The sequence below is a fragment of the uncultured Roseovarius sp. genome (genome assembly GCF_947489715.1).
Lineage (GTDB): Bacteria > Pseudomonadota > Alphaproteobacteria > Rhodobacterales > Rhodobacteraceae > Roseovarius.
In genome coordinates this window covers 1,129,479-1,154,165 of sequence record NZ_CANLER010000001.1, presented here as the reverse complement: position 1 = coordinate 1,154,165, position 24,687 = coordinate 1,129,479, and the positions used below count along the sequence as shown (strand labels likewise).

At 57.7% G+C, this 24,687-nt stretch carries 27 protein-coding genes and 1 pseudogene; 17 read left to right on the top strand and 11 right to left on the bottom strand.

The window, feature by feature from the left end; genetic code table 11:
- Positions 1 to 139 precede the first annotated feature (139 nt).
- From Q1B27_RS05570 to Q1B27_RS05555, 4 genes and pseudogenes are all read left to right on the top strand, one after another.
- Positions 140 to 739, top strand: coding sequence for a hypothetical protein (locus Q1B27_RS05570; RefSeq protein WP_299844904.1), 600 nt, complete (start codon positions 140 to 142; stop codon positions 737 to 739).
- 19 nt (positions 740 to 758) lie between these two features.
- Positions 759 to 1,694, top strand: a complete 936-nt coding sequence (locus Q1B27_RS05565; RefSeq protein ID WP_299844774.1) for an IS1595 family transposase — start codon at positions 759 to 761, stop codon at positions 1,692 to 1,694.
- A gap of 424 nt (positions 1,695 to 2,118) precedes the next feature.
- Positions 2,119 to 2,616 (top strand): hypothetical protein, encoded by a 498-nt coding sequence (locus Q1B27_RS05560; protein ID WP_299844771.1) that lies wholly within the window; start codon positions 2,119 to 2,121, stop codon positions 2,614 to 2,616.
- Positions 2,617 to 2,765: 149 nt separating this feature from the next.
- Positions 2,766 to 4,061: pseudogene (locus tag Q1B27_RS05555) on the top strand (glycosyltransferase); the annotation flags it as partial.
- Here Q1B27_RS05555 and Q1B27_RS05550 read toward each other — a convergent pair.
- Positions 4,002 to 4,646: a GntR family transcriptional regulator gene (locus tag Q1B27_RS05550; RefSeq protein ID WP_299844768.1), complete on the bottom strand. Its 645-nt coding sequence runs from the start codon at positions 4,644 to 4,646 to the stop codon at positions 4,002 to 4,004. The pseudogene Q1B27_RS05555 and the gene Q1B27_RS05550 sit on opposite strands and share 60 nt — an antisense overlap.
- A 109-nt stretch (positions 4,647 to 4,755) precedes the next feature.
- On the opposite strand from Q1B27_RS05550, the gene Q1B27_RS05545 reads away from it, so the two are divergent.
- Both Q1B27_RS05545 and Q1B27_RS05540 read left to right on the top strand, forming a co-directional pair.
- The gene (locus Q1B27_RS05545) at positions 4,756 to 5,400 is read left to right on the top strand and encodes a pyrimidine 5'-nucleotidase (protein WP_299844765.1); all 645 of its coding nucleotides are present in this window, start codon (positions 4,756 to 4,758) and stop codon (positions 5,398 to 5,400) included.
- A 61-nt stretch (positions 5,401 to 5,461) separates the two neighbouring features.
- Positions 5,462 to 6,664 (top strand): UbiH/UbiF family hydroxylase, encoded by a 1,203-nt coding sequence (locus Q1B27_RS05540; RefSeq protein WP_299844762.1) that lies wholly within the window; start codon positions 5,462 to 5,464, stop codon positions 6,662 to 6,664.
- On the opposite strand, the gene Q1B27_RS05535 is transcribed toward Q1B27_RS05540, so the two are convergent.
- The 3 genes from Q1B27_RS05535 to Q1B27_RS05525 form a co-directional block, all read right to left on the bottom strand.
- Positions 6,661 to 7,788, bottom strand: coding sequence for an aminotransferase class V-fold PLP-dependent enzyme (locus tag Q1B27_RS05535; protein ID WP_299844759.1), 1,128 nt, complete (start codon positions 7,786 to 7,788; stop codon positions 6,661 to 6,663). The two genes, Q1B27_RS05540 and Q1B27_RS05535, sit on opposite strands and share 4 nt — an antisense overlap.
- 99 nt (positions 7,789 to 7,887) lie before the next feature.
- Positions 7,888 to 8,346, bottom strand: a complete 459-nt coding sequence (locus Q1B27_RS05530; protein WP_299844756.1) for an Lrp/AsnC family transcriptional regulator — start codon at positions 8,344 to 8,346, stop codon at positions 7,888 to 7,890.
- Entirely contained in the window at positions 8,343 to 8,798 is a 456-nt protein-coding gene (locus tag Q1B27_RS05525; RefSeq protein ID WP_299844753.1) for an Lrp/AsnC family transcriptional regulator, read from the bottom strand. Before Q1B27_RS05525 ends, Q1B27_RS05530 begins: the two co-directional genes overlap by 4 nt.
- Before the next feature lie 128 nt (positions 8,799 to 8,926).
- Here Q1B27_RS05525 and ilvC point away from each other — a divergent pair, with 128 nt between their 5' ends.
- Positions 8,927 to 9,949 carry a ketol-acid reductoisomerase gene (gene ilvC / locus Q1B27_RS05520; RefSeq protein ID WP_299844750.1) on the top strand — a complete coding sequence of 341 codons (1,023 nt, stop codon included), beginning with the start codon at positions 8,927 to 8,929 and terminating at the stop codon, positions 9,947 to 9,949.
- A gap of 106 nt (positions 9,950 to 10,055) precedes the next feature.
- Complete coding sequence (locus Q1B27_RS05515) at positions 10,056 to 10,973, top strand: DMT family transporter (RefSeq protein ID WP_299844747.1); 918 nt, start codon at positions 10,056 to 10,058, stop codon at positions 10,971 to 10,973.
- Between the two features lie 80 nt (positions 10,974 to 11,053).
- On the opposite strand, the gene folP is transcribed toward Q1B27_RS05515, so the two are convergent.
- The 3 genes from folP to Q1B27_RS05500 form a co-directional block, all read right to left on the bottom strand.
- Complete coding sequence (gene folP, locus Q1B27_RS05510; RefSeq protein WP_299844744.1) at positions 11,054 to 12,064, bottom strand: dihydropteroate synthase; 1,011 nt, start codon at positions 12,062 to 12,064, stop codon at positions 11,054 to 11,056.
- Between the two features lie 79 nt (positions 12,065 to 12,143).
- Complete coding sequence (locus tag Q1B27_RS05505; protein WP_299844741.1) at positions 12,144 to 13,073, bottom strand: dihydroneopterin aldolase; 930 nt, start codon at positions 13,071 to 13,073, stop codon at positions 12,144 to 12,146.
- Positions 13,074 to 13,503: 430 nt separating this feature from the next.
- A complete protein-coding gene (locus Q1B27_RS05500) occupies positions 13,504 to 13,734 on the bottom strand; it encodes a YdcH family protein (protein WP_299844738.1) in 231 nt (76 codons plus the stop codon).
- Between the two features lie 143 nt (positions 13,735 to 13,877).
- Here Q1B27_RS05500 and Q1B27_RS05495 point away from each other — a divergent pair, with 143 nt between their 5' ends.
- Positions 13,878 to 14,810, top strand: coding sequence for a hydrogen peroxide-inducible genes activator (locus tag Q1B27_RS05495; protein WP_299844735.1), 933 nt, complete (start codon positions 13,878 to 13,880; stop codon positions 14,808 to 14,810).
- 7 nt (positions 14,811 to 14,817) lie between these two features.
- Here the strand turns inward: Q1B27_RS05495 and Q1B27_RS05490 are convergent, their stop codons facing one another.
- Complete coding sequence (locus tag Q1B27_RS05490; protein ID WP_299844732.1) at positions 14,818 to 15,273, bottom strand: SRPBCC domain-containing protein; 456 nt, start codon at positions 15,271 to 15,273, stop codon at positions 14,818 to 14,820.
- Positions 15,274 to 15,284: 11 nt separating this feature from the next.
- Positions 15,285 to 15,596: a helix-turn-helix transcriptional regulator gene (locus tag Q1B27_RS05485; protein ID WP_299844729.1), complete on the bottom strand. Its 312-nt coding sequence runs from the start codon at positions 15,594 to 15,596 to the stop codon at positions 15,285 to 15,287.
- A gap of 157 nt (positions 15,597 to 15,753) precedes the next feature.
- On the opposite strand from Q1B27_RS05485, the gene Q1B27_RS05480 reads away from it, so the two are divergent.
- The 8 genes from Q1B27_RS05480 (at position 15,754) to Q1B27_RS05445 (ending at position 23,041) form a co-directional block, all read left to right on the top strand.
- Entirely contained in the window at positions 15,754 to 16,065 is a 312-nt protein-coding gene (locus Q1B27_RS05480; RefSeq protein ID WP_299844726.1) for a hypothetical protein, read from the top strand.
- A 108-nt stretch (positions 16,066 to 16,173) separates the two neighbouring features.
- Positions 16,174 to 16,686 (top strand): hypothetical protein, encoded by a 513-nt coding sequence (locus Q1B27_RS05475; RefSeq protein WP_299844723.1) that lies wholly within the window; start codon positions 16,174 to 16,176, stop codon positions 16,684 to 16,686.
- Between the two features lie 353 nt (positions 16,687 to 17,039).
- Positions 17,040 to 17,531 (top strand): Lrp/AsnC family transcriptional regulator, encoded by a 492-nt coding sequence (locus tag Q1B27_RS05470; protein WP_299844720.1) that lies wholly within the window; start codon positions 17,040 to 17,042, stop codon positions 17,529 to 17,531.
- A gap of 162 nt (positions 17,532 to 17,693) precedes the next feature.
- Entirely contained in the window at positions 17,694 to 18,854 is a 1,161-nt protein-coding gene (locus Q1B27_RS05465; protein ID WP_299844717.1) for a glycine cleavage T C-terminal barrel domain-containing protein, read from the top strand.
- A gap of 24 nt (positions 18,855 to 18,878) precedes the next feature.
- A complete protein-coding gene (locus Q1B27_RS05460; protein WP_299844714.1) occupies positions 18,879 to 19,379 on the top strand; it encodes an OsmC family protein in 501 nt (166 codons plus the stop codon).
- Positions 19,366 to 20,151 (top strand): enoyl-CoA hydratase, encoded by a 786-nt coding sequence (locus Q1B27_RS05455; RefSeq protein ID WP_299844711.1) that lies wholly within the window; start codon positions 19,366 to 19,368, stop codon positions 20,149 to 20,151. The genes Q1B27_RS05460 and Q1B27_RS05455 overlap by 14 nt, the downstream gene beginning before the upstream one ends.
- Positions 20,136 to 21,791 carry an acyl-CoA synthetase gene (locus tag Q1B27_RS05450; RefSeq protein ID WP_299844708.1) on the top strand — a complete coding sequence of 552 codons (1,656 nt, stop codon included), beginning with the start codon at positions 20,136 to 20,138 and terminating at the stop codon, positions 21,789 to 21,791. Before Q1B27_RS05455 ends, Q1B27_RS05450 begins: the two co-directional genes overlap by 16 nt.
- A 383-nt stretch (positions 21,792 to 22,174) precedes the next feature.
- On the top strand, positions 22,175 to 23,041 hold the full coding sequence (locus Q1B27_RS05445; RefSeq protein ID WP_367181333.1) for an NAD(P)-dependent oxidoreductase: 867 nt from the start codon (positions 22,175 to 22,177) through the stop codon (positions 23,039 to 23,041).
- A 132-nt stretch (positions 23,042 to 23,173) separates the two neighbouring features.
- On the opposite strand, the gene Q1B27_RS05440 is transcribed toward Q1B27_RS05445, so the two are convergent.
- On the bottom strand, positions 23,174 to 23,638 hold the full coding sequence (locus Q1B27_RS05440; RefSeq protein WP_299844702.1) for a hypothetical protein: 465 nt from the start codon (positions 23,636 to 23,638) through the stop codon (positions 23,174 to 23,176).
- 139 nt (positions 23,639 to 23,777) lie between these two features.
- Positions 23,778 to 24,650 carry a DMT family transporter gene (locus tag Q1B27_RS05435; protein ID WP_299844699.1) on the bottom strand — a complete coding sequence of 291 codons (873 nt, stop codon included), beginning with the start codon at positions 24,648 to 24,650 and terminating at the stop codon, positions 23,778 to 23,780.
- Between the last annotated feature and the right edge of the window lie 37 nt (positions 24,651 to 24,687).

The window sequence follows — 24,687 nt, the reverse complement described above, 5'->3', positions numbered from 1 at the left end:
GCGTCATTAACCTACGTGAACGAAACTCCTCGCCGGTGAAGTCGGTAAGGAGTAACCTATGGGTATTTCGGAGCTGCGGCAGCTGGACACGCAGTCGCTGAAGGTTGCCGGCCCGCACAATTCATTGGAAAGTGATTTGGTGCAGGCCGGCGCGATATCTCAATCGGATGCCGCACTTGCGCAACTGGTTGGCCGGCATTGTGACACATCACTTGATCGTATTCTGCGCGCCGAGGGTTTGACGTCGGAACAGGATTTGTTGAAAATCCATGCCAAACGTTTAACAACCCGAACGCTAAGCGCGAGCGAACTGGCTGAAACAAAGCCAGCCATTACGTCGCTGGAGCCACAAAAATTACTGAAATATGGCATTCTACCTTTTGCCGAGGGCAAGGGCCGGACAGCGGTTGCGGTCAGTAATCCTGAAGAGTTCAGAGCTGTCGCGCCGGATTTACCGATTGAAATAGCAAGTGCAAACCTGGTCATCGGACCGCGCGATACCATCCTTGAAACGGTGGCAGAGCGCCATCGCGAGGTGCTGACAGAGGCCGCTCAGGCCCGCGTTCCCACCATCGAAAGCTGCCGCACCTGGGGAAATACATTTGGTAGAAGGTTGGGAATGACGATCACTTTTCTGATGGGCTTGGTGGGGCTGGCCCTGGCGTTTCCTACAATCATGTTGGGGGCGTTTGTTTTGGCGATTATATACTTGACAAAGCAACCCTTGATTCCCATATAAGTATCAAGGAGTTGAAGTCATGAACCTAACCGACCCCATCTTTACCGACAAAGACGTAGCCCGCGAGTATCTTGAAGCCTCGCGCTGGTCTGACGGCGTGTTCTGCCCCCATTGTGGCGGGACTGAGAAGTGTAAGAAGCTGGAAGGCTCCAAGCACCGCCCCGGCCTCTACCAGTGTGGTGACTGCCGCAAGCAATTCACCGTGACTGTCGGCACTGTTTTCGAGCGCTCCAAGGTTCCGCTCAATAAGTGGTTGCTGGCCACCTTCCTTATGGCCTCGTCCAAGAAGGGCATTTCAGCCCATCAACTGCATCGCACCATAGGTGTGACGTATAAAACCGCGTGGTTCATGTTCCACCGCATCCGTGAGGCAATGCGCAATGACGATCCCGTGTCGTTTGGCGGCGGTGGTGGCACTGTCGAAGTCGATGAGACATTCATTGGCCGCGACAAGTCCAGGAAGCCCGTAGGCACCAAGAAGGGACGCGGATACGCCCACAAGTACAAAATCCTGTCGCTGGTGGATCGCACCACCGGCAAAGCACGTTCAATCGTGGTAGATGACCTTAAGCAAACTACGTTGCTGCCTATCCTGCGTGAGAACATTGCCAAAGAGGCCGTAGTCTACACCGATGAGGCTGGTCAGTATCGCAATCTCAAGAATGAATTTGCGCACCATGATTTCACGGCCCACGGCAAAGGCGAATACGTTCGCGGTGACGTACACACCAACACGATTGAGGGTTATTTCTCCGTTTTCAAGCGTGGCATGAAAGGCGTCTATCAGCACTGTGGCCGTCAACACCTGCACCGTTACGCGGCTGAGTTTGAGTTCCGTTACAACAACCGTATTGCCAACGATATTGACGATACGACGCGCGCTAATTCGATCCTGAAAGGTGCAGAAGGCAAGCGCCTCACCTATCGGCGGACTGACGCACGGGCGAGTACCTAATCAGGTCTGGTCCCGCAAAGCGTTTCAGAAATTTCTCAAATCCCTACTAGATGATGCGGGCGACTCCTAATATCGCCCACAATCTGCTATGTTCCCTTTGCGTTCTCCGAGAGCCGATTCGCATCGGTTTATGGATTGACGGTGCAATCCGGCACCCTCGGAGCGGGTGGCTGTTTCCACCCTAGAAACCTATGGAGCAAATCCAATGGCGACTAAACGCAAAGGTGGGTGCGGTTGCAAAACCAAACCCAAAGGCGGGACTAAGACGGTGAAGGTTACTAAACATACCCGTCGGAAGCCCCGTAAGTGCTAGTTATCCTCTTTTGAGGTGCTGCTAGCGGGAGGGCGGCGGTCTGCTCCGTCGCCCTCCTTCTCGTTATCCGCCTTTCCCTTGTGGGGTTTAGGCTTCATTCGGAGAAGGCTCTTGACTGTATCTTCAAAGCCCTTGGACGTACCGCCATTCATCGGGTTACTCCATATCTCGTGGTCATCTTTTGAGATTGCCGTAGAGGTCCACTGCATGCGGCTGCTCGGTATCTCACCTAAACACAACCATATCATATTTGCATCCCTGGGCGCCAAGGCAAAGCATGAGATTGCCATATCGCTTACCTTAGACATAAAACCTGAGAACCACGACGAAATCATAAAGGCGCTGCGTAAAGTTCTGAACATCGCAGCACGCAATCACGTATTTCACAGCATCATTGGCTGCAACAACGACTGGACCTATGTGGAATTCGATAAGCGAGATATTTCGAACGGCCTCAAAGTCAAAGGGCGTGATATGGATGCCGAAAAACTTCGTGACCGCATCAATGACCTAACTGATGCCGCTATCGCGTTCCAAGAGATTGCTGGCATTACCAACCGCGACATTGATGACTACGCCAAAATCCTCAAGGCGCTCGCGAAGCAATGAAACATCCAAGTGTCCATCATTGGCGTAGTCGGACTCGACTTCACCAAACCAACTCCACACCGCCCTCTCAAAGGGATCATCTATACCGGCCTGTCCGTTTTTCTCTACCATTTTCGGCCTGCTTTGTTAAGTATATAATCGCCTTTGTTTTATGGGCTGCGTTTACCCTTGCCGTAGCCGCCGTGCTGAAAACATCCGCCTTCATTGCCAGTGTCACCAATCGTGAAAAACCAGAAGTGGTTAACAAACCCAAGCAACGACTGCCCAAGGTATCAATCCTCGTGCCGCTTTTCCGGGAGACCGAAATCGCCCATGCTCTCATTGCCCGTCTGACGCGGTTGACCTATCCCAAGTGTCTTCTGGATGTGATCCTGGTGATGGAAGAGGAGGACGAGACCACGCGTAAAACACTGGCTGGCATCGACCTGCCACCCTGGATCCGCCCTGTCATCGTGCCCGAAGGTTCACCCCGAACAAAGCCGCGGGCGATGAACTATGCACTGGATTTCTGCCAGGGGGATATCATCGGTATTTTTGACGCCGAAGATGCGCCTGATCCGGATCAGATCACCATTGTCGCCCGCAGGTTTCAATCCGCCCCGCCGGATGTTGTCTGCCTGCAAGGGGTGCTGGATTACTATAATCCACGTCAGAATTGGCTGGCGCGCTGCTTTACCATTGAATATGCGACATGGTTCCGCTTGATGCTGCCGGGCTTGGCACGGCTTGGCTTCGCCATCCCATTGGGCGGCACGACTCTCTATTTCCGCCGTAAAGTGCTGGAAGAGCTGGGCGGTTGGGATGCGCATAATGTGACAGAAGATGCCGATTTGGGTTTCCGACTGGCGCGCCACGGCTACCGGACCGAGATGATCGACACCGTGACCGAGGAAGAAGCCAATTGCCGCCCTTGGCCCTGGATCAAGCAGCGGTCACGATGGTTGAAGGGTTATATGACGACATATCTTGTGCATATGCGGCAGCCCGGGTTGTTATATCGGCAGCTTGGCGCGTGGAAATTCTGGGGATTTCAGGCACATTTCCTGACAGCGCTTTCACAGTTCATTCTGGCACCGTTCCTTTGGTCCTTCTGGCTGGTTCTTTTCGGCTTCTATCACCCGTTGGAAGCCATTTTGCCTTATTCGGCTCTGGTCGCTTTGGGGAGTATGTTCCTATCGGTTGAGGTGCTGAATATCGCAATCCATGCAACCGCTGTTTCGGGACGCAGGCACAAGCATCTTATTGCTTGGGCTCCAACCATGCATTTTTACTCTCCATTGGGCGCAATAGCGGCGTACAAAGCCCTTTACGAGCTTGTTCTAAAACCATTTTTCTGGGATAAGACCGCGCACGGGTTGTCGCTTGTTGCAGTGGCGCCACCGAGATCAGACGATGCTGCTGACCTCTCCGGAATCGAGCTTGAGCCGCGTCACGAAAGCTTTTGAAATATGCGCTTTGAGAGCATTGCCAGCCGCTTCGGGATTGCGTTCGGCAATGGCGGTTACAATCGCCTGATGCTCATCCAATGCGTCCTGATCACGGCCCGCGGCGGCCAGTGAGGTGGTTGCCATCAGCGCCATCGACTGATGTACCAATCCCAACTGCTGCACCAAAAAGCGGTTGTGAGACGCCAGGTGAATTTGTTTGTGAAACCGTCGGTTGGCGCGCGCCAGTGCCGTCGGATTGCCCATCAGGGCACGATCATCCTCCACCATGTCCTGCAACACGCGCACCTCTTCGTCGGTGGCGTGCCGGGCGGCCAGATTGGCGGCCAGCGCCTCAAGTTCAGCGCGTACGACATAAAGTTCGGCAAGTTGATTGTGATCCAGCGATGACACGATCAGGCTGCGTCCGTCCCGGGTCAGCAATGACTGTGTTTCCAACCGCTGAAGCGCCTCGCGAATGGGGGTGCGGGACACGCCGAACTGATCAGCCAAATCGCTTTCCACCAAGCGGTCGCCGGGCTTGTAGGTTCCCATGTCAATCGCTTCGAGTATCAGCGTATAGGCGTCTTTTTGCGGTGTTTTCATGCGGTGGATATCCCTCATGCACTATGATTCCACGACCCTAGCCGCGCTTTGGTGCCGCAATCAAGCCTTGGCGATTGCGACTCTTGTCGCAGGTGCCTAGTTTGAGGCTATGCCAAAGCAGTATTTCAACCACGTCGACACTTGGGTTTTTGACCTCGACAATACGCTTTACCCACCCCGGGCGCGTCTTTTCGATCAGATCGAGGTGAAAATGACGCAATACGTGATGGGTGCGTTGGGCGTTGACCGGGCCGAAGCGGACCGGTTGCGCACCAAATACTGGCATGAACACGGCACAACCCTGGCCGGGCTGATGAATGAGCATGATATCGACCCCGATCCTTATCTGGTCGCGGTGCACGAGATTTCGCTGGATCACTTGGATCCCGACCCAGAACTCAGGTCTTGCATCCACGCTTTGCCGGGGCGCAAGATTGTCTACACCAATGGCTGCGCGCCTTATGCCGAGCGTGTCATCGCACAGCGTGGTCTTGCGGGTGTATTTCATTCGGTCTATGGCGTTGAACACGCAGGGTTTCTACCCAAACCGCAGCAAGAGGCGTTCGATGCCGTGTTCGCGCGAGACGGTGTAGACCCGCGCCGGTCGGCCATGTTCGAAGACGAAGCGCGCAACCTCAAGGCGCCGCATGCAATGGGAATGCGCACCGTTCATGTGGCACCCGAGGCAGAGGATCACGCGCATATCCACCATCACACCGATGATCTGGCCCGTTTTCTGGAGAGGCTGCTGTGACGCGCTGCCACTTGGAAATCGTCCAGGTTCACGCCTATCTGTCTGACAGGAGGGCCGCGCAATGATCGGTTTTGAATACGATATCGTCGTGTCGGGCGGCGGGGTTGCAGGGCTGACCGCGGCCAGCGTCTTTGGATCGGCGGGGTTTACGGTTCTGTGCCTTGATCCGGCACCTCCGGTCACGACGCGTGATCAGGCCGGATCGGATCTGCGCACAACGGCTTTTTTACAACCGGCGCAGGCGTTGCTGGAAAAGTCGGGGTTGTGGGCAAGGCTGGAACCACATGCTGCCGATCTGCAGGTGATGCGGATCGTTGATGCCGGTGGGATCGAGCCCGAGCCGCGCATCACCAAGGAATTCGACGCCTCCGATATCTCGGACAAGCCCTTTGGCTGGAACCTGCCCAATTGGCTTTTGCGGCGTGAGATGGTCGCCCATCTGGAAAGCCTGCCCAATGTTAGCTTTCTCCCCGGTAAGGGCACCACATCGCTTTTCACCAGGGAGGGTGAGGCTCGTGTAGGCCTGAGCGATGGCCGCCGGGTGCGCTGCCGTCTAGTGATTGCCGCTGATGGTCGGAATTCGCCGATGCGCGAAGCAGCGGGAATTGACGTGAAAACAACCCATTACGGGCAAAAGGCGCTGGCCTTTGCCGTGACGCACCCAATTCCGCATGGCAATGTCTCAACCGAGATCCACCGCTCAGGTGGGCCCTTTACGCTGGTCCCGCTACCTGATTATGAAGGGCGCCCGTCCTCGGCAGTAGTCTGGATGGAGGAAGGGGCAGAAGTGCAACGCCTCTCCGCTCTGCCGCAGGCTGATTTCGAGGGCGCAATGAACCAGCGGTCCTGTCACCTTTTCGGTCCGCTCACATTGGCGTCGCGTCGTACGGTCTGGCCGATCATCAGTCAGATCGCTTCGACGCTTTATGCGGAACGCCTGGCCCTGGTGGCCGAGGCGGCCCATGTGGTGCCGCCCATCGGAGCGCAGGGGCTGAACATGTCGTTGGGGGATATGCGGGTGTTGCTGGAATTGGCCGAGGCCGCACCAGATCGTTTGGGTGATCTGACCATGCTTGAGACCTATCATCGCCGCCGCCACGCTGAAATACTGGCGCGGGTCACGGGGATCGACCTTCTGAACCGGGCGTCGATGATGCGCGCGCAGCCCTTGCGAGATGCGCGTGCGATGGCGTTGAACGCGATCTATTCTCTGGCGCCGGTGCGCAAGACGATCATGCAACTGGGGCTTGGCGCGCGGGGCTAAAGCACCTTGTCGAAAACGTCTTCGAGACGCTTCAGGGCTGCGGGCACGTCATAAAGCTTGTCTAGCCCGAACAGGCCCAGACGGAAGGTGCGGAAACCCTCAGGCTCGTTACATTGCAGTGGAACGCCCGCGGCGATCTGCATTCCTTCAGCAGCGAATTTTTTGCCGTTCTGAATGTCGGGATCATCGGTATAGCTGACCACAACACCCGGTGCGCCGAAGCCCTCTGCCGCGACCGATCTGATGCCGCGCCCGGCCAACATAGCGCGCACGCCATTCCCCAATGCCCATTGGGCATCGCGCAGTTTGTCGAACCCGTATTCGCGGGTTTCCAGCATCGTATCACGGAAAGCGCGCAGCGCGTCGGTGGGCATGGTGGCATGGTAGGCATGGCCGCCGTTTTCATAAGCCTGTATGATCGAATGCCATTTTTTCAGATCAATCGCAAAACTGTTGGAACTGGTGCTTTCCATGCGCTTTACAGCACGGTCGGACATCATCACCAACCCGGCTGAGGGTGAGGCTGACCAACCCTTTTGCGGGGCCGAGATCAAAACGTCAACGCCGGTGGCCTTCATGTCAATCCAAGCGCAGCCCGAGGCGATGCAATCCAACACCATCAACGCGCCGACCTCATGCGCCGCGTCCGCCATCGCGGTCACGTAATCATCAGGCAGGATAAGTCCGGCCGAAGTTTCCACATGCGGGGCAAAGACGACGTCGGGCTTCACTTCGCGGATTTTGGCGGTGACTTCCTCAATCGGGGCAGGGGTGAAGGGTTCGACATCGCCGTTGCCAGTCTGACGGGCCATGCAGACCGTGGTATCGGCGGTGAACTGACCAGCGTCGAAAATCTGGGTCCAGCGGTAGGAAAACCATCCATTACGAACGATCAGCGCATGGGCGTCGGCGCCGAATTGACGGGCGACAGCTTCCATCCCATAGCTGCCGCCACCGGGAACCAAAGCAACTGCATCGGCGTTATAGACATCCTTCAATATGCCCGAGATATCCCGCATGACCTGTTGAAAGCTGGCGGACATGTGATTGAGCGAGCGGTCGGTGAATACCACCGAATATTCCAGCAATCCGTCGGGGTCGATGTGGTCAAGAAGGGCGGTCATGGCGGTTTCTCCTACACGCAGGCGTTTTACTTCGCATATCAGACTGCGCTTGTAGGGGCACCCCGAAAAGCCGCCAGATTGAGCCAAGTTTTCGACAATTCAGCCGATGGGACCCGGGCGGCGTTCTTCGCTGAGAAGCACGTTTGCCTCAACATCACCAACGCCCGGTAACATCATGATACGGCGACGCAAAATACGTTCGAAATCAGAGATGTCGCGAGCAACGATACGTAAGCGATAGTCATAAACGCCCAGTATATGTTCCACCGTTTGCACCTCGGGGATGGCTGTGACGGCGCGTTCGAAATCTTCAAGACTGACCCGGCCCTTGGTGGCCAGCTTCACGCCCAGAAAGACAGTGACACCAAATCCCAGTTTTTCGCGATCGAGATCCAGGCGTTGACCATTGATCACACCACTATCGTAAAGCCTGCGGATGCGCCGCCAGGTGGCGGGCTGTGACAGACCCAAGCTGCGGCCAAGGGCGCTGGCGGTTTGGGTGGCGTCCTGAGTGAGCGCGCGCAGAATCAGGCGGTCGGTTGTGTCCAGCTCGATCATAGGGGCAGAACCTCGTCCGACTTGATGCGTGCGACATGCATCAGCGCCTCGATATCGGCGATATGGGGCAGGGTCAGGATGGCGCTGCGATAGATCTGCTGATAATGCGCCATGTCGCGGGCAATGACTGACAAACGCACATCGACCCGTCCCAAAAATGTCTGAATCTCAATAACATCCGGGACATCCCGAGCGGCGGACATGAATTCATCAAAGGCACGGGGCTGAGTCTTGTCCAGCGTGACGCGCAGGGAAACCTCGACCTCATAGCCCAACGCGCGCCAGTCGATCACTGCACGATTGGCCTTGATGAAACCCGCGTCAGCCATCCGGTCCAGCCGTCGTGTGCAGGTGGCGGGCGTGACACCGGCAAGCTCGGCCAGTTCGGCAGGGCCGAGGCTGGCGTCATGCTGATAGTGCCGTAATATGCGTCGATCCGTATCATCAAGCATGTAATTTTACCAAATTAGCAATTTGACGAATGAATATTACACAAAATCGAAAATTTAAATGTCTTTTGTCCAGAAAATCCTGTGGCGAAGAGTAGATTGACGTCAGACACACTCTGAAGGAGACACCGATGCGCGTTTATTACGACCGCGATTGCGATATCAACCTGATCAAGGACAAGAAAGTAGCTATTTTGGGCTATGGTTCCCAAGGCCACGCCCACGCTCTTAACCTACGGGATTCAGGGGCAAAAAATCTTGTTGTTGCCCTGCGTGAAGGTTCGGCCAGTGCCAAGAAAGCCGAAGGCGAAGGCCTGACCGTCATGGGCATTGCCGAGGCGGCGGCGTGGTGCGACGTCATCATGTTCACGATGCCTGACGAATTGCAGGCCGAAACCTATAAGAAATACGTACATGACAATATCAAACCCGGCGCGGCGATTGCCTTTGCCCACGGTCTGAACGTGCATTTCGGGTTGATCGAACCCAAGGAAGGCGTTGACGTGATCATGATGGCGCCCAAGGGCCCCGGTCACACCGTGCGCGGCGAATATGTCAAAGGCGGCGGCGTGCCTTGCCTTGTAGCGGTTAACACAGATGCGTCCGGTAAGGCATTGGAAATAGGGCTTTCTTACTGTTCGGCCATCGGTGGCGGACGCTCGGGCGTGATCGAAACCAACTTCCGCGAGGAATGCGAAACCGACCTCTTTGGTGAGCAGGCGGTTCTGTGTGGCGGCCTGGTCGAACTGATCCGCTGTGGCTTTGAAACGCTGGTTGAGGCAGGTTATGCGCCCGAAATGGCCTATTTCGAATGTCTGCACGAGGTGAAGCTGATCGTCGACCTGATCTATGAAGGCGGCATTGCCAACATGAACTACTCGATCTCGAACACGGCCGAGTATGGCGAATATGTCAGCGGTCCTCGCGTTCTGCCCTATGAGCAGACCAAGAAAGAGATGAAAGCCATCCTGACCGACATTCAGAAAGGCGCGTTTGTACGTGATTTCATGCAGGAAAATGCGGTTGGGCAGCCGTTCTTCAAGGGGACGCGTCGCCTGAATGACGAACATCAGATTGAAGAGGTTGGCCGCAAGCTGCGGGCGATGATGCCTTGGATTTCCGCCGGTAAACTCGTCGATCAGGAAAAGAACTGATTTTGGTGGTTTCACCCACCTGACAATAGTTCTATCTGTATCGAAGCGAATTGGAGTGACCCCGGCCTGTGGCTGGGGTCTTTTCCGTCTTAGGTGAGCCGAGTAAATGATCCCCATACGTCCCATCAACTGGTTGAAAATCGTCGTGCTGGCCATGATTTGGGGCGCGTCCTTCATGTTTGTGAGTATCGCTCTGGAGGGGGTGGGGCCCTTAACGCTGGTGGCGACGCGCCTGACCCTGGGTGCTGTTTTTCTTGTTATCTTATGTGGTGTTAAGGGGATCGGCCTGCCATCTCCACGGGCCGAGAATGGCGGTAAAATCTGGATTTTCGCAATCGTCATGGGGCTGTTTTCAAACGCAATCCCATTCACGATGCTGTCCTGGGCGCAGCTTTCGGTTGCCTCGGGTTTCGCCGGGGTCTGCATGGCTGTGGTACCGCTGCTGGTTCTGCCGCTGGCGCATGTGTTCGTGCCAGGAGAAAGCATGACATTGCGGCGGTCGATCGGCTTTGCCATCGGCACAATAGGGGTGATCATCCTGATCGGCCCAAATGCCTTCGCTTCGACCGGTAATGATCTGGAATCACTGGCAAGATTTTCCTGTGTCGCAGCTTCGGCCTGCTATGCAATCGGTTCCATCTCGACCCGGCTGTGCCCCGAGGTCAACATGCTGTCGCTGTCGGCCGCCGCACTTTGCGTCGCGAGCGTCGTCTCATTACCGCTGGCACTGATCTACGAGGGTTCGCCTAGTGCGTTGAATTTAAAAGTTATTCTAGCACTTCTTTACCTGGGTATCCTGCCCACGGGCGTGGCGCAATTGCTGTTGACGCAGGTGATCCGCGATGCCGGGCCGGTCTTTATGAGCCTTGTGAATTACCAGGTGCCGCTCTGGTCGGTCGTGCTGGGCGCCCTTGTTCTGGCCGAGCCGTTGCCACCCAGCCTGCTGTTGGGGATGGTGCTGATTCTGGGTGGTGTGGCACTGAGCCAGTTGGGCAAGCTTCGGCGGCTCTTCGGGCGCGGCTGAAGTTGCAACTGTGTACATTGTGTACGCGGATTGTTGTAACTCGGGCCCCGGATTAGGCCCTAACCGTGCGGTGGGGGTAACTATTCGCTAACGCCTTGGGTCGCGGCACGCCAGAGTTTGATCGCGGCGGCGGTTTCGGCGACATCGTGGATACGCAGTATCTGCATCCCCTGAGCGACCCCGGCAAGGGCCACGGCGAGTGAGCCGGGAATACGTTCCGATGCCTCGCTGACACCAGAGAGATCGCCGATGAAGCGTTTGCGCGACGCGCCCAGCAGAACCGGGCAGCCGAGACCGTGAAAAAGCGACAGGTTTTGCAGCAGCGTCAGATTGTGCGCACGGGTCTTGCCGAAGCCGATGCCGGGATCGACGATAATCTGATCGCGGGGAATACCTGTGGCCACCAACGCCTCGACCCGCTCGGATAGCCAGTCGTAGATATCGAGCGCGGGATGATCGTAGCGCGGGTCGATCTGCATCGTTTCGGGGCGGCCCTGGGAATGCATGACGCAGACCGGCAGGTCATTCGCCGCACAGAAGGGGGCAAGCGTGTCGTCGAAGGTGAAGCCCGCCACATCGTTGACCAGCGCGGCGCCTGACTGATATGCGGCCTGCGCCACCGGGGTCTTGCGGGTGTCGATGGAGATCGGCACATCATGTGCCGCGCGGATGGCGGCAATCACCGGCGCGGTTCGGGAGATTTCGGCGTCAATCGGCACCGGTTCGGCCCCGGGGCGGGTGGATTCGCCGCCCACGTCGATCATATCGGCCCCGGCGGCCACCATCATACCGGTATGGGCGATGGCCTGATCGGGAGCGTTGTGGCGGCCACCATCCGAGAAACTGTCCGGCGTGACGTTGAGGATGCCCATCAGGCGCGGCCGACCGAAACTGAGACCGCAGATCGGCGCACGCGCGGCAGTCAGACGCTGGCGCACCTTTTCGGGCAAGCTGGACGCAGGGATCAGACGCGAGGGGGCATCACGGGTGATTGCCTCGGCCATGTCGAACCAGGTCCAGCCCCCGGCAAGCGAAAGGGCACCATCTGGTCGGGCGTGATCGGTGCGGGCAATGGGTCGGTAGTAGGTCATCATTTATCAGCCGCGCGCAGAGAGGAAGGCCGCGACCCGGACAAGACGGACAAGCCGGGCAAACGGTGCCAGAGATTTTTCATAGCCCCGATTGGGCGATGTCCTGCACCAGCACGGGCACGGGCGATTGCATGGGCGGGCGTTCACCGATCAGAAGCAAGTCGGATGCCTCGATATGGCCCGAGAACCATGCGGCAAGTGCGACCGGGTCGTTGGGGCCTATGGTCGGCCCGTCAACCGCATCCAGCACGATCTTTGACGGGGCCCAGACGCTGATCTGACCGTTTTTCATCGCCCAGTCCAGCTCTGTCCGCGTGTCGACCACCACGCAGCGGTCATCGCGGCCTGCCAGCACCCAGGCATTTTGTTCGATGGCCAGCAGATCAACCCGCCGCTGGGTCATCTTGTGGCCGGTTTTCGGGCTTTCGACATCGGGCAAGCCGACGCAGAGGATCACCGGTTCAGCTCGGGCTTCGAGCTGATCGAGCCAGGAGGCCAGATTGGGCGAGCGGATCGCGGTATTGGTTAGAAACACCACATGCGGGTGCGGCGTGGTATCGGCGTGATGCGCCACCGGCTTGGTTGCGAGGTCATCCACGGAACGGACGATCTCAACGCCCAACGCGCCCGGTCCGCGATCGAGTTTTTCGATCCGCACGAAGGTGCGCACGGCCTGCGGTTCCAGCAGGATCCGTTCGGCGATGCGACCGGCAAGGGTTTCGAGCAGGTTCAGACGCTCTTCGGCCAGTTCGGCGGCGATGGCTTCGGTCACCCGGTCATAGGACAGGATACGATCGACGTCGTCATCGACGGCACCGGTGATCGGGCGTACCTCGACCACGACATTAAAGCAGATGCGCTGCGTGGTGCCGCGTTCGGCCTGGAACGCGCCGATCTCGACCTCGACAATGTGGTCGCGCAAGGAGATGCGATCCAGCGGTCCGTCGGGGGCCGTGGCGTCTGCGCGTTCGGCGGGATGTTCGAACGCCAGTCTGATTTCATTGCTCATCTTGCCCACTCCACTCATGGTGCCTGCGCGGCTTAGCATGGGGCGGGGGGCACGTAAAAGGCGATTTCCGACAGGTATGCAGGTGTCTGCGGCTGTTTTGGCGGCGGGGGCAGACAAAAAAAGACCCCGGAGTACCGGGGTCAGGGGGGACATGAATTTCGGTTTGCGCGAGAGCGCGGGTGCTGGCATGTGCGCCGGGTTGTCCGGCAGGCGGCGCGATGTCCGCAGTATATGTCAGCACCCGCGCGGTCCGACCCGGTTCGGGGAAGTGAGGGCTATACCTTACCGGGCAGAGGGTCGGGTGGGTCGGTCAGTGCTTCGGACAACCCGTCGATGTCGCGGCTTTGAAAGAAACGGGCAGACATCACGCCCATGTAGAAGGGCCAAATCATCGGTGTCGTTCTCCCTGTTGGACCGATCGTGGTTGCGATCAGATGGCCGTCTGCGGAGGGCGTGATGTTGCCCGTGACAAGAGCGCCTGTGCGCCCCGGATCGCGTCACGCAGGTGCAGGCGTTCCTGTTTGAGGCGTTTGATCAGAGAGGGGTCGGACCAGTTTCGCACCTGTTCGCGTGAAACCTTGTCATCCAGTTCGCGGTGGCGGCGGCGCAGCGCTTCGATCCGGGTGGCAAGGGAACGGTGTGAGATTTTCCTCTCGGGCATCGGCAGTCTCCTGTCTTGGGGTGGGGCGCGGGATTGCGCCCTTGTGCAGTAGATATCGGGATGATTTGGAATTTTTTAATCCTATTGAACGTGAAAGTTTGATTTGAAAAACCTATCTTACTGGCAAGTGGCCGGAGGACAGCATGGCAGATGAGATCACATTGCGGCAGTTGCGGTATTTCGCGGCGCTGGCCGAGGCGCGGCATTATCGGCGTGCGGCCGAGCGGATGGGGGTCAGTCAGCCGTCGCTGAGCCAGCAGATTGTCAACCTGGAGGCGGCGATGGGGCTGGAGCTGGTCGAACGGGGCCGGCGCGGTGCGGTGCTGAGCCCGGCGGGGCGCGAAGTGCTGACCCATGCGCGCCGCGTGCTGGACGAGGTTTCAGCGCTGGAGGCCGTGCCCGAGGCGCTGCGGCACGGGGCCGGGGGCACGATCCGGCTGGGCTCGACGCCGACGCTGGGGCCGTACATCCTGCCCTTTGCCGTGCGGCGGCTGCGGCGGGAATTTCCGGGCCTCAAGATCATTATCCGGGATGCCGCCCCGCTGGTCCTGCGTGATGAGTTGCTGGCGGGACGGCACGATCTGATCCTGACGCAGCTGCCGGTGAATTCCGGAGACGTGGAGGCCCGGCGGCTGTTTCGCGAACCGCTCAAACTGGTGGTGGCGCAGGATCATCCGTTGGCGGGGCGGACATCTGCCGAAGATGCCGACCTGTCGGGGCAGGATGTTCTGGCGCTGTCGAACGCCTATGTGCTGCATGAGCAAATTCGCGGCCTGTGTGACGAGGTGGGTGCCACGTTGCGGCAGGATTACGAGGGCACCAGTCTGGATGCGCTGCGGCAGATGACGGCGCTGAATATGGGCGTCTGCCTGTTGCCATCACTGTACGTGCTGTCGGAGATTCCGCTAGAGTTGGGGGATGTGGCGGTATTGCCGTTCCGCCGGAATCGGTTCACCCGGTCGATCGGACTGGTCTGGCGCAGACGCTCGGCCCACGGTGCGGTGATCGCGCGGGTGGCAGACGTCATTCGCAGCGTGGCGCGCGACCGTTTCAGCGGCCATGTGACGGTGGAATAAGGCCGCGTCAGCCTGTGCAGGCGGCGGCGTAATGTTCGCCAAAGAGCATGCCCCAGCTGCTGCCATAGCCGTTGAGCATCATCTCGGCCATGTCGCCATAACCCTCCCAGTTGCTATGCACCAGTTCGACGCGCGTGGTGCCGGTATCAATTGGGGTGAAGGTGACATCGACCTGCCCGCATTGATCGGCCGGAAGCCCCATGTGGAAATCCAGTTGCAGGTGGGCATGCGGGTCGAACACCCGGAACGTGCCCCAGTGATGTTCGACATCATCCGCCGCCAGTTCGACAATCCGGCCGCCCTGATGCGCCTCGACACTCAGCGATTTGGCCGGGCCGCCGGCCTGGTAAAGCGACATCGAGCGTTTATCGAGAGGCCACCATGAAGGTATGTCCACAAAGATCTCGAACGCGCGTTGCTGCGGGCAGGGGACGTCGATGGTTTTGACAACGGGGTCGAGCATGAAATGGCCTTTCAGTGTTTGGTGGATTGGCGGTGCACTTCGGCGGCATAGGCGCCAAGCGTGTCTGTCCAGAATTGATCAAGGTAGTTGCGTAATGAGGTCAGCCCGGTCCGGTCCAGCGTGTAGATGCGCCTTGTGCCCTGCGGCGTGGCTTTGACCAGCCCGGCCTCGACCAGCACTTTAAGGTGTTGTGACACGGCCGGGCGGCTGACCGGTTGATCGCGCGCCAGCTCAGCGACACTTTGCGGCTGTCTGGCCACCGCTTCGAATACCGCACGGCGGGTCGGGTCGGCGAGGGCCGTGAATGTATTAACGTAAGTCATAACTTACCGTAAGTAATTACTTACCAAAAGGCAAGAGGGGTGATGCATGCCTCTGGCCGGTCTGTCGGCGTTAACGATGTATTTACCTAGTCGTTGTGCGGGGCAGGGGGATGCCGTAGCCTTGAAGCGTAGTTTCAGCTTGTTTCGGAGGTGACTGGTGATTTCGGCCCGGCATATCGTTTATCCCGCTCTTTTCGCGGTATCGGCCTGTGCTGGCACATCGCAAGAGCCTCAGTTCCGCTCCTACGATCTGAAACTCACGCACCCGTCACCCTATTCGACCTATATGAGCGTGTCTCCGGCAGGACGCGGGGCGGATTTGCCCCGGCTGCGCCACCTCAACAGCCGTGGGTTTTCGGAATATATGCGCGATTCAACCGGTTGCGTGGTCGATACCTCGCGCCCGGCCTCGGTGATGGGGCACAAGCGCATGCCGGCGGGCTACATGGTGCCGATCATGTGCCCCTAGAGGCGGCGATGCCCCGGGGGGTCCGGTGTTTGCTGATCCGATTGAAGATCACGCCAATTGCGTTAGGTTGAAACGTGGCGATGATGCCGTGTGGACCAGAGGGATCGGATGAGACTTCGCAGCATAGTATTTTGTGCGATTGCGCTGATCGGCGCGTCCTGCGCCAGCCCGCGCATGGATTCGGTCGCGCGTCTGAGCAGCACGCCCTCGGTCGGTGGCGGCACCTATACTTCCGGGGGTGGCCTGAGCGTGGCGGCGGATGTGCGCGAGGCGGGCGGGCTGACCCAGGTCTGTGGCGTCTGGGCAATGAGCCGCGAGCAATCGGCATTGACCAAGCTGGCCGAACATCAGGTGTTGGGCACCGGGTCGATCTATATGGGGCGCGAGCGTATCCTGGGTAATTTCCTCTATATGAGGCGGGTTGATCCAGCGGCAGATTACGCTGGGCAAGAGGCGAATTGCACCGTGACCAAGCGGCCCTGGCGCGCGAGCGACGCCACGCTGGCGCCGGTGATCCATTTCCCGCGCCAGATCGTGAATGACGAATCCCATGGCGGTTTCGGGTTGGGTGGCCCGCGGGTCTGGTTCCGCCCCGGCGGACCGGGTGCGGGCGATAGCTGAACGAGGGCACAGGCGTGGCGGACATAAGCTCCGGACCGTTGGGTCAGATACGGAACGTGGACGTCCGGGCCGTTGCCAGCGTTCAATTGGGGCAACGGTAGAACGCGCTAACGTCGTAGCTTCGATCATCGGGTGCCGGCTTTGCGGGACAAACTGATTGTTCGCTGCGTAAGCCCCAATGGCAGTTATTTGGAACCGAGGCGCGCTGTTATTGAGATTGCACGATTGTCGGCACTTTCTGTAGAAGCTTCGAATGTCGAATCACAGTTTATCTGCAGCGAAGATTAGATTATCAAAGCCGTGGTCTGTCGGTGGGCTCGGTTGTCGAGAGACGAAGCGAAAGTTGAGAGCGAATGAAAAAGACCGGCCTTGACGCGACGGATATTCGCATCCTAAACGCGGTTCAACAGCATGGGCAGCTGAGCAAGACCAAACTGGCTGAGCTTGTGAACCTGTCGCCAACGCCATGCTGGGCGCGCTTGGACAAGTTGAAGGCTGCGGGGTACATCCGCGGATATCACGCAGACCTCGCATTGGACCAGATCGTTGATTTCACCGAAGTTATCGTGACCGTTTCTCTGACCCATCACCGCAAGGCGGATTTTGATCGTTTCGAGGCGGCTATCAGGGGTCTGGACGAGGTGACGGAATGCATCGCCACGGGGGGTGGGATGGACTATGTGATGAAGACGGCGACTCCCAGTCTTGCGGCGTTTCAGACTCTGATGGAGACCCTGCTGTCGGCGGATGTCGAGATTGACCGCTACATGACATACATCGCCACCAGGCAGGTCAAATCCAGCCAGCCGAATCTTGCAACACTAGTGGCCAACGCAGGTAAGTAACACCAAGCGTCCAAACGGTCTTTCCGAAGCCTCAAAATTGGTCCGTTCGGTCTGAAAGCCACGCGTTTTCAGCCCACTTTTTTGCATCGTCCCGGCATAGATAATCGCCAGTTTCCAACATGCGATGGCCGGACGGACCACGCGATTTCTAAGGCGAACATCATGACCAATTCAGAAGACTTCGGCTTCGGCACACAGATCCGTAAATCCCCCTATTTCGACGCTACTGTTCGCTGGGGTGCCAAGGGGTTCTCTGTTTACAACCACATGTATATTCCGCGTGATTTCGGCAATCCGGAACAGAACTTCTGGAACCTTGTGAATGATGCGATCCTGTGTGACGTTGCCGTCGAGCGCCAGGTCGAGATCACCGGCCCGGACGCGGCGCGTTTCGTGCAGATGCTGACCCCGCGTGACCTGTCGAAAATGTCTGTCGGGCAATGCAAATACATCCTGATCACCAATACCGATGGCGGCCTGTTGAATGACCCGATCCTTCTGCGCCTTGCGGAAAACCATTTCTGGATTTCACTGGCCGACAGCGACATTCTGCTCTGGGCGCAGGGCGTGGCAGTGCATTCTGGCATGGATGTCAAAATCTGCGAACCGGATGTCTCGCCGCTGCAACTGCAGGGTCCAAAATCGGGCGAGGTGATGAAGGCACTTTTCGGCGACAGCATCATGGATCTGAAATACTACTGGCTGCGCGAAGTTGAACTCGACGGTATCCCGCTCATCGTGTCACGCACCGGCTGGTCCAGCGAACTGGGCTACGAGCTCTACCTGCAGGACGGATCGCGCGGCGATGAGCTGTGGGAAAAGATCATGGCGGCAGGTGCGCCTTTCGATCTGAAACCCGGCCATACCTCTTCGATCCGCCGGATTGAGGGCGGCATGCTGTCCTATCATGCGGATGCCGACATCAACACCAACCCCTATGAATTGGGCCTCGACCGGCTGGTGAACCTTGATATCGACGCGGAGTTCATCGGAAAGTCTGCGCTGCGCCGCATCAAAGAAGAAGGCGTGAGCCGCAAACAGGTCGGTTTGATCATCGACGGCGAACCGCTGAAAGGGCCGAACACCTCGTTCTGGGCGATCAAGAAGGATGGCGTGATCATCGGCAAGGTTACGTCTGCCGTCTATTCGCCGCGTCTTGGACAGAACATCGCGTTGGCGATGGTCGCGGCAGAGCATGTCAATTTGGGTGCCGAAGTCGAAGTGGTGAACAGATCGGGCGTTGTGAACGACGCCGGAACGGAACGCGCCACCATCGTGGAGCGCCCGTTCTACGACCCCAAGAAATCGCTCGCCGCTGCCTGATGGCCGGGACAAGGAACCAAAGACATGTCCGATATCTCGATAGAGCTACATTGGCAGCGCATAGAGCCCGATCTGAAGCCCGGCGCCTACACTGCCGCGCATTCGGTTCAGTTCAACAACAATTATGACGTTCAGGTGGATGCCGCCCCGGATTACGGTGGCGATCCTGCCTGTACCAACCCCGAACAGGCCCTCGCCTCGGCGCTGTCCAGCTGTCACATGCTGACCTTCCTCGCGCTGGCCGCCAAGGCTGGTTGGCCGGTGGCCAGCTATCACGACTATGCCGTGGCCCATCTGGGCAAGAACCCGAAAGGGCAGATGTCGGTGAACCGCATCGACCTGCACCCTGTGGTGCGGTTCGACACCGGTTTTCGGGTCAGTGACGCGGAAATGGAGCAGATGCAGGACCGCGCGCATCGATACTGTTTCATCGCCAACACGCTTGCCGACAGCGTAGAGGTGAACATCCTGCACAGCCCGACCGTCAGGCATTTCCGAGAGGGCGCACAAGATGTTGCTGCGTGAACTGAACGACCAGGGCATCCTGCGCCTGACCCTGAACGATGTGGGGCGGCGCAACGCGCTGTCCGAGGCGATGCTTGCAAAACTCGGGTCCGCGCTTGTTGAAGCAGGCGCCGATCCAGCGGTGCGGGTCATCATTTTGGCCGCAAATGGCCCGGCTTTCTGTGCTGGGCATGACATCAAGGAAATGACCGCCGGGCGGGCAGGTTCGAATCGTGGGCGCGCCTATTTCACCAAGGTCATGACAATGTGTTCAGCGATGATGCAGACGATTGTCAACTGCCCCAAGCCAGTGATCGCCGAGGTCACAGGCGTGGCCACCGCAGCCGGATGCCAACTGGTGGCCAGCAGCGATCTGGCCATTGCTGCCGATACGGCGCAGTTCAGCACGCCGGGTGTTCATATCGGGCTGTTCTGTTCGACTCCGATGGTCGCATTGTCGCGTAATGTGAGCGGCAAACACGCGATGGAAATGCTGCTGACCGGCGACATGACATCTGCCTCCCGTGCTGCAGAAATCGGACTGGTCAATCGCGTGGTCGCGCCCGAAGCCCTCCAGGATGCCACGCTGGAGATGGCGCGCAAGATCGCGTCGAAATCGAGCATGACGCTGGCCACCGGCAAACGTGCCTTTTATGCGCAACGCGAAATGCCCCTGTCAGAGGCTTATGATTACGCCTCGGGCGTGATGGTGGAAAACATGCTGGCCCAAGACGCCGCCGAAGGTATCGAGGCCTTCATCGAAAAACGCGCACCCCTGTGGCAGGACAAGTAAGTCAGAGTATTGAAAACCCCTACAACACCGGCCTGGACCGCAACCCGGCGAATTACCAGCCGCTGACACCGCTGACATTTCTTGAGCGCGCGGCCAGCGTTTTCCCCGACGACGCGGCAATTGTGCATGGGGGCCTGCGGCGCAACTATGCGGAATTCTACACGCGCTCACGGCAACTTGCCTCGGCCTTGACCAAGAACGGGATCGGGCGCGGTGACACGGTCTCGGTGTTGTTGCACAATACGCCCGCGATGCTGGAATGCCACTACGGCGTCCCGATGTGTGGCGCGGTGCTGCATTCGATCAACATCCGGCTGGATGCAGCGATCATCGCGTTCCAGCTTGACCATGGAATGGCCAAACTGGTGATCGTGGACAGCGAACTAATGCCGCTGATGCAAGAAGCTCTGGCGCTGAACACGGTCAAGCCCATCCTGATCCAGTACGACGATCCGGAATATAACGGTCAGCGGGCGGATGCCGAGGCCGTCGATTACGAGGAATTCCTGACCCGAGGCACCCCGGATTTCGACTGGTTGATGCCGCTTCACGAATGGGATGCGATCTCGATCAACTATACCTCAGGCACCACCGGCGACCCCAAGGGTGTTGTTTCGCATCACCGCGGCGCGTACCTGCTGGCACAGGGCAATGCGCTAACCACCTCGATGCGCAAACATGCAGTCTATCTGTGGACCCTTCCGATGTTCCACTGCAACGGCTGGTGCTTCCCTTGGACCCTGTCGGCGCTCATCGGCACCCATGTGTGTCTGCGTCAGGTGCGGGCTTCACCGATCTGGGCAGCGCTGGCCGAAGAAGGCGTCACCCATCTGTGCGGCGCGCCCATCGTGATGTCGCTGCTGATCACGGCACCCGATGACGTCAAACGCGACCTTGATCAACCGGTTCAGTTTTTCACCGCCGCAGCGCCCCCGCCGGAATCGGTGCTGGCGGATATGAAAGAGGCCGGGTTCGATGTCACCCATCTTTACGGGCTAACGGAAACCTACGGCCCTGCGGTCGTCAATGATTGGCACCAAGGTTGGTCGGATCTGCCACCCGCACGGCAGGCCGCGCTGAAAGCCCGCCAGGGTGTGCGTTATCTGCCGCTGGAAGGGCTCGACGTTCTGGACCCCGAAACGATGCAGCCCGCGCCACGCGATGGTCAGACCATGGGCGAAGTCATGTTTCGCGGCAATGTCGTGATGAAAGGCTATTTCCGCAATCTCGCTGCCACCGAGGACGCCTTTGCCGGTGGCTGGTTCCACTCGGGCGATCTGGGGGTGATACACCCTGATGGGTATATCCAGCTCAAGGACCGCTCAAAGGATGTGATCAATTCAGGTGGCGAGAATATTTCGTCGATCGAAGTTGAGGAAACGCTCTATCGTCATCCCGCTGTCGCGGTTGCCGCCGTTGTCGCCATGCCACATGACAAATGGGGCGAAGTGCCCTGCGCATTCGTTGAATTGAAGCAGAACGCGAACGTCGAAGAAGCTTCGCTAATCGGTTTTTGCCGGGAACACCTGGCGGGATTCAAAGCGCCAAAACGCTTCGTGTTTCAGGATCTGCCCAGAACATCGACAGGCAAGATCCAGAAATTCGCCCTGCGCGAAAAAGCGCGAAACATCTCAATCTGAAAGTGGCGCTGGATAGCCCGTATCCGAGTATCCACCTTGTGCCAAAGAGCCGTCCACTTGTTGATTTAGATTGGAAGCGGATCTTTGTGCCTGATGCAGCATTTGTCAAAATGGGCTCATTGTAGCCGTTGACTGCTATGCGGGTTTTGCTGGCGTTCGCCGCAGTGCCGTACCCGTAAGCCAGTCTGACTTCTGCTTTGCGGAAAGAGTAGTTGTTCAGGACGATATCAATTAATTGGTACACTGTTTCTAGATGGGGCTCGCTACAGAAACACTTAGGAAATCAAACCATTTGTCGAATAGGGTGATCCTTTTAGAGACACTTACGGCGTCTCAGTAATTCAAAACCGCGCCGCTTTTGGTGCGTAATTTATCTTGGGGAGTTGAGCATGACGGACATTTCAGTAGTCGGTTTGGGGGCCATGGGTACAGCACTGGCACGAGCACAGATGAAGGCAGGCCGTTCAGTAACGGTTTGGAATAGGACACCCGAAAAAGCGACCGCTCTGGTTTCTGAAGGAGCAACTGCCGCTGCCACAGTTTCTGAGGCCATATCTGCCAGCCCCGTCACAATCACCTGCGTTAAGTCGCATCCGCAGACGATAGAACTGCTGGCGAATGCCGCGAATGCTCTGCCGGGTAAAACCATAATTGAACTCTCAACCGGAGGTGCCAAGGAAGCGGAAGACTTGGCGCAACTGCTAGAAGACGCGGGCGCTCAATGGATGGTCGGGATCATTAACGCCTACCCTCATATGATCGGAGATGGGGACACCGTGCTCTCGGTCGTTGGAACGGATGAACAATGGGAGACGCATGGCCCAATCATCAAAGCCATGGGCGGCGGTTCAGTCCATGTAGGCGATCAAGCCGGAATGCTGGCGGCTCTTTTCGCAGGCCTTTTCACGGTTCGCCAGGGGTTCATGTGGGGCATGATTTACGGCGCATTGGCCGCAAAGAAGGCGGGGATTCCAATTCAAACCTTCGCAGACCTCGTGCCCATTTCTATGGGAATGATGAAGCCTTATTATGACTACTTCGCTGCAACAGCGCCGCAAGCCACCTATGACGATCCACCTGCAACGATGCGGACCTATGCCGCAGCGCTAGAGGATGTTCTCGCTAGTTTTGAGGCACTTGGCGCTCGGGACGAATTGCCTCGTCTATTCGTTGAGATGGCGCAAAAGGGCATGGATGAAGGTCTTGAAGACAAGGCTCTCACTGCCGTCATAGATGTGCTCGCAAAATAACCCTGAACGTCCCTAACCGGCTAGCAAACAATTATGCCCGCTTTGGACCTCGACCGGTTGTTTCCTCATGTCAGCGATGCGGATTTTGCTGCCGTTAAACGATCAATTCGCTATCGAAACCGTCGCCAAAATTCACTTGGCATACGTTTCGGACAACTTCAGCAGATATCGCGTAAACTCTTTGTCTTCACCCTCCAACAAACCGGGCAATGATTGTCGAAAATCCTGTCGCTGGCACCATTCGATCATATCATCTTCCCACGATGACCAACGCCTTCTGGCGTCACCCTCCATGTCGTCCGTGTGCAGGATAATAAATGCCTTCTCAAACAACGAGACCAACATTCTGAAAATCACCTCAGTCCGTTCCTGCTGCTCATCAGAGACAGGCTCTGGCAAACTCGAACGGCTCAGCAAAAGGAGGTCAGAGTTTTCCATCACTAGCCGCAAGAAATTGTCGTATTCTTCGGAAAGATTTCGGTGAAGTTCGCTCATTTCGTTTTTTCGGCGCAGCCGTTCTTCGCGCCAAATCACGAATACTGCGGCTGGAAAACCCAAGATCGTAACGATGTAACTCATTGCTTCAAGCCAAAGCACGTTGTGGGCTCCTATTTATGAATGTCAGCCAAAACAAGACTAACACGTGAGGCTGATGGCATGGCAATGGCATTTGAAGACGAAAGCTAACTTGTCCGCGAGGGGCGCAGAACTGCCATTCGTCTATTCTGGTTGATTTTCACCCAGCTCTTTGCCGTTGCGCCAATATGACACCAAGACCCAGCACTGCCGCGCCGAAGGCTCGGTTCCAGTCCCAACTGCCACCAATGGCAAGCATGATGAGCATTACGTAGAAGGGCGCTGCGTTGAGATGAAATGAAGCGACGCCAACGCCCAAGCGCGTTACACCAAAAATCCAGAATGCCTGGCTTACAGCCATCGCCGCCCAGGAGTAGGTCAGGAGCATTGACCAGCCTTTAAGCCCGAGTTTGGACGTCTCGGTGCCGGACAAACCGAGCGCCCAAAAAACTGCAAACGTGGCCAGGCAAAACAGCATCGCCCCGATCAGCGTCAACGTGCCTTGCCCGAATGTAGACATTTCCGGCAACCCTTTGACCGTCTTTCGAGACCCCCAGGCAAAGGTCACGGAGGATAGTACGCCAAAGAGCACACCACCGCTGAATGTTCCTTGGCGCAGATCAGCCCCGGTTGCCAGAAACCCGCCCACCAAGACCATAACTGTTCCCAGTAGGAAGTTTCTTGTTATCCGCCGTCCGTCGAACAATATCTCAAGAGCGACAGCACTGACCGGCATGGTGGCGGCAATTAGCACAGCGGTAATCGGATCTGTGAAATCCTGAAGCACCAGCAGCAATACGGTCCCGGTACCAAAGCCCAATGCTCCGATCCCGAGCGCCCGCAGCCAGGGTGCATTGACGACCCTCTGCCATCCATCCACCAGAAGCCAAAAAGGCGCCAACAGGGCGCATGCAAGCACGATCCGCGCCGTAATCAGTGAAATCGGACCCCAGGTTTCCAAAAGCACCTCAGCGGCGGGAAATCCTGTTGCGAAAAGCGCCACTGCCATCATGCAAATGGCATTTCCACGCATTGTCGCGCCTGGGACCGTTCCCTGGTTCTCTGAGGTT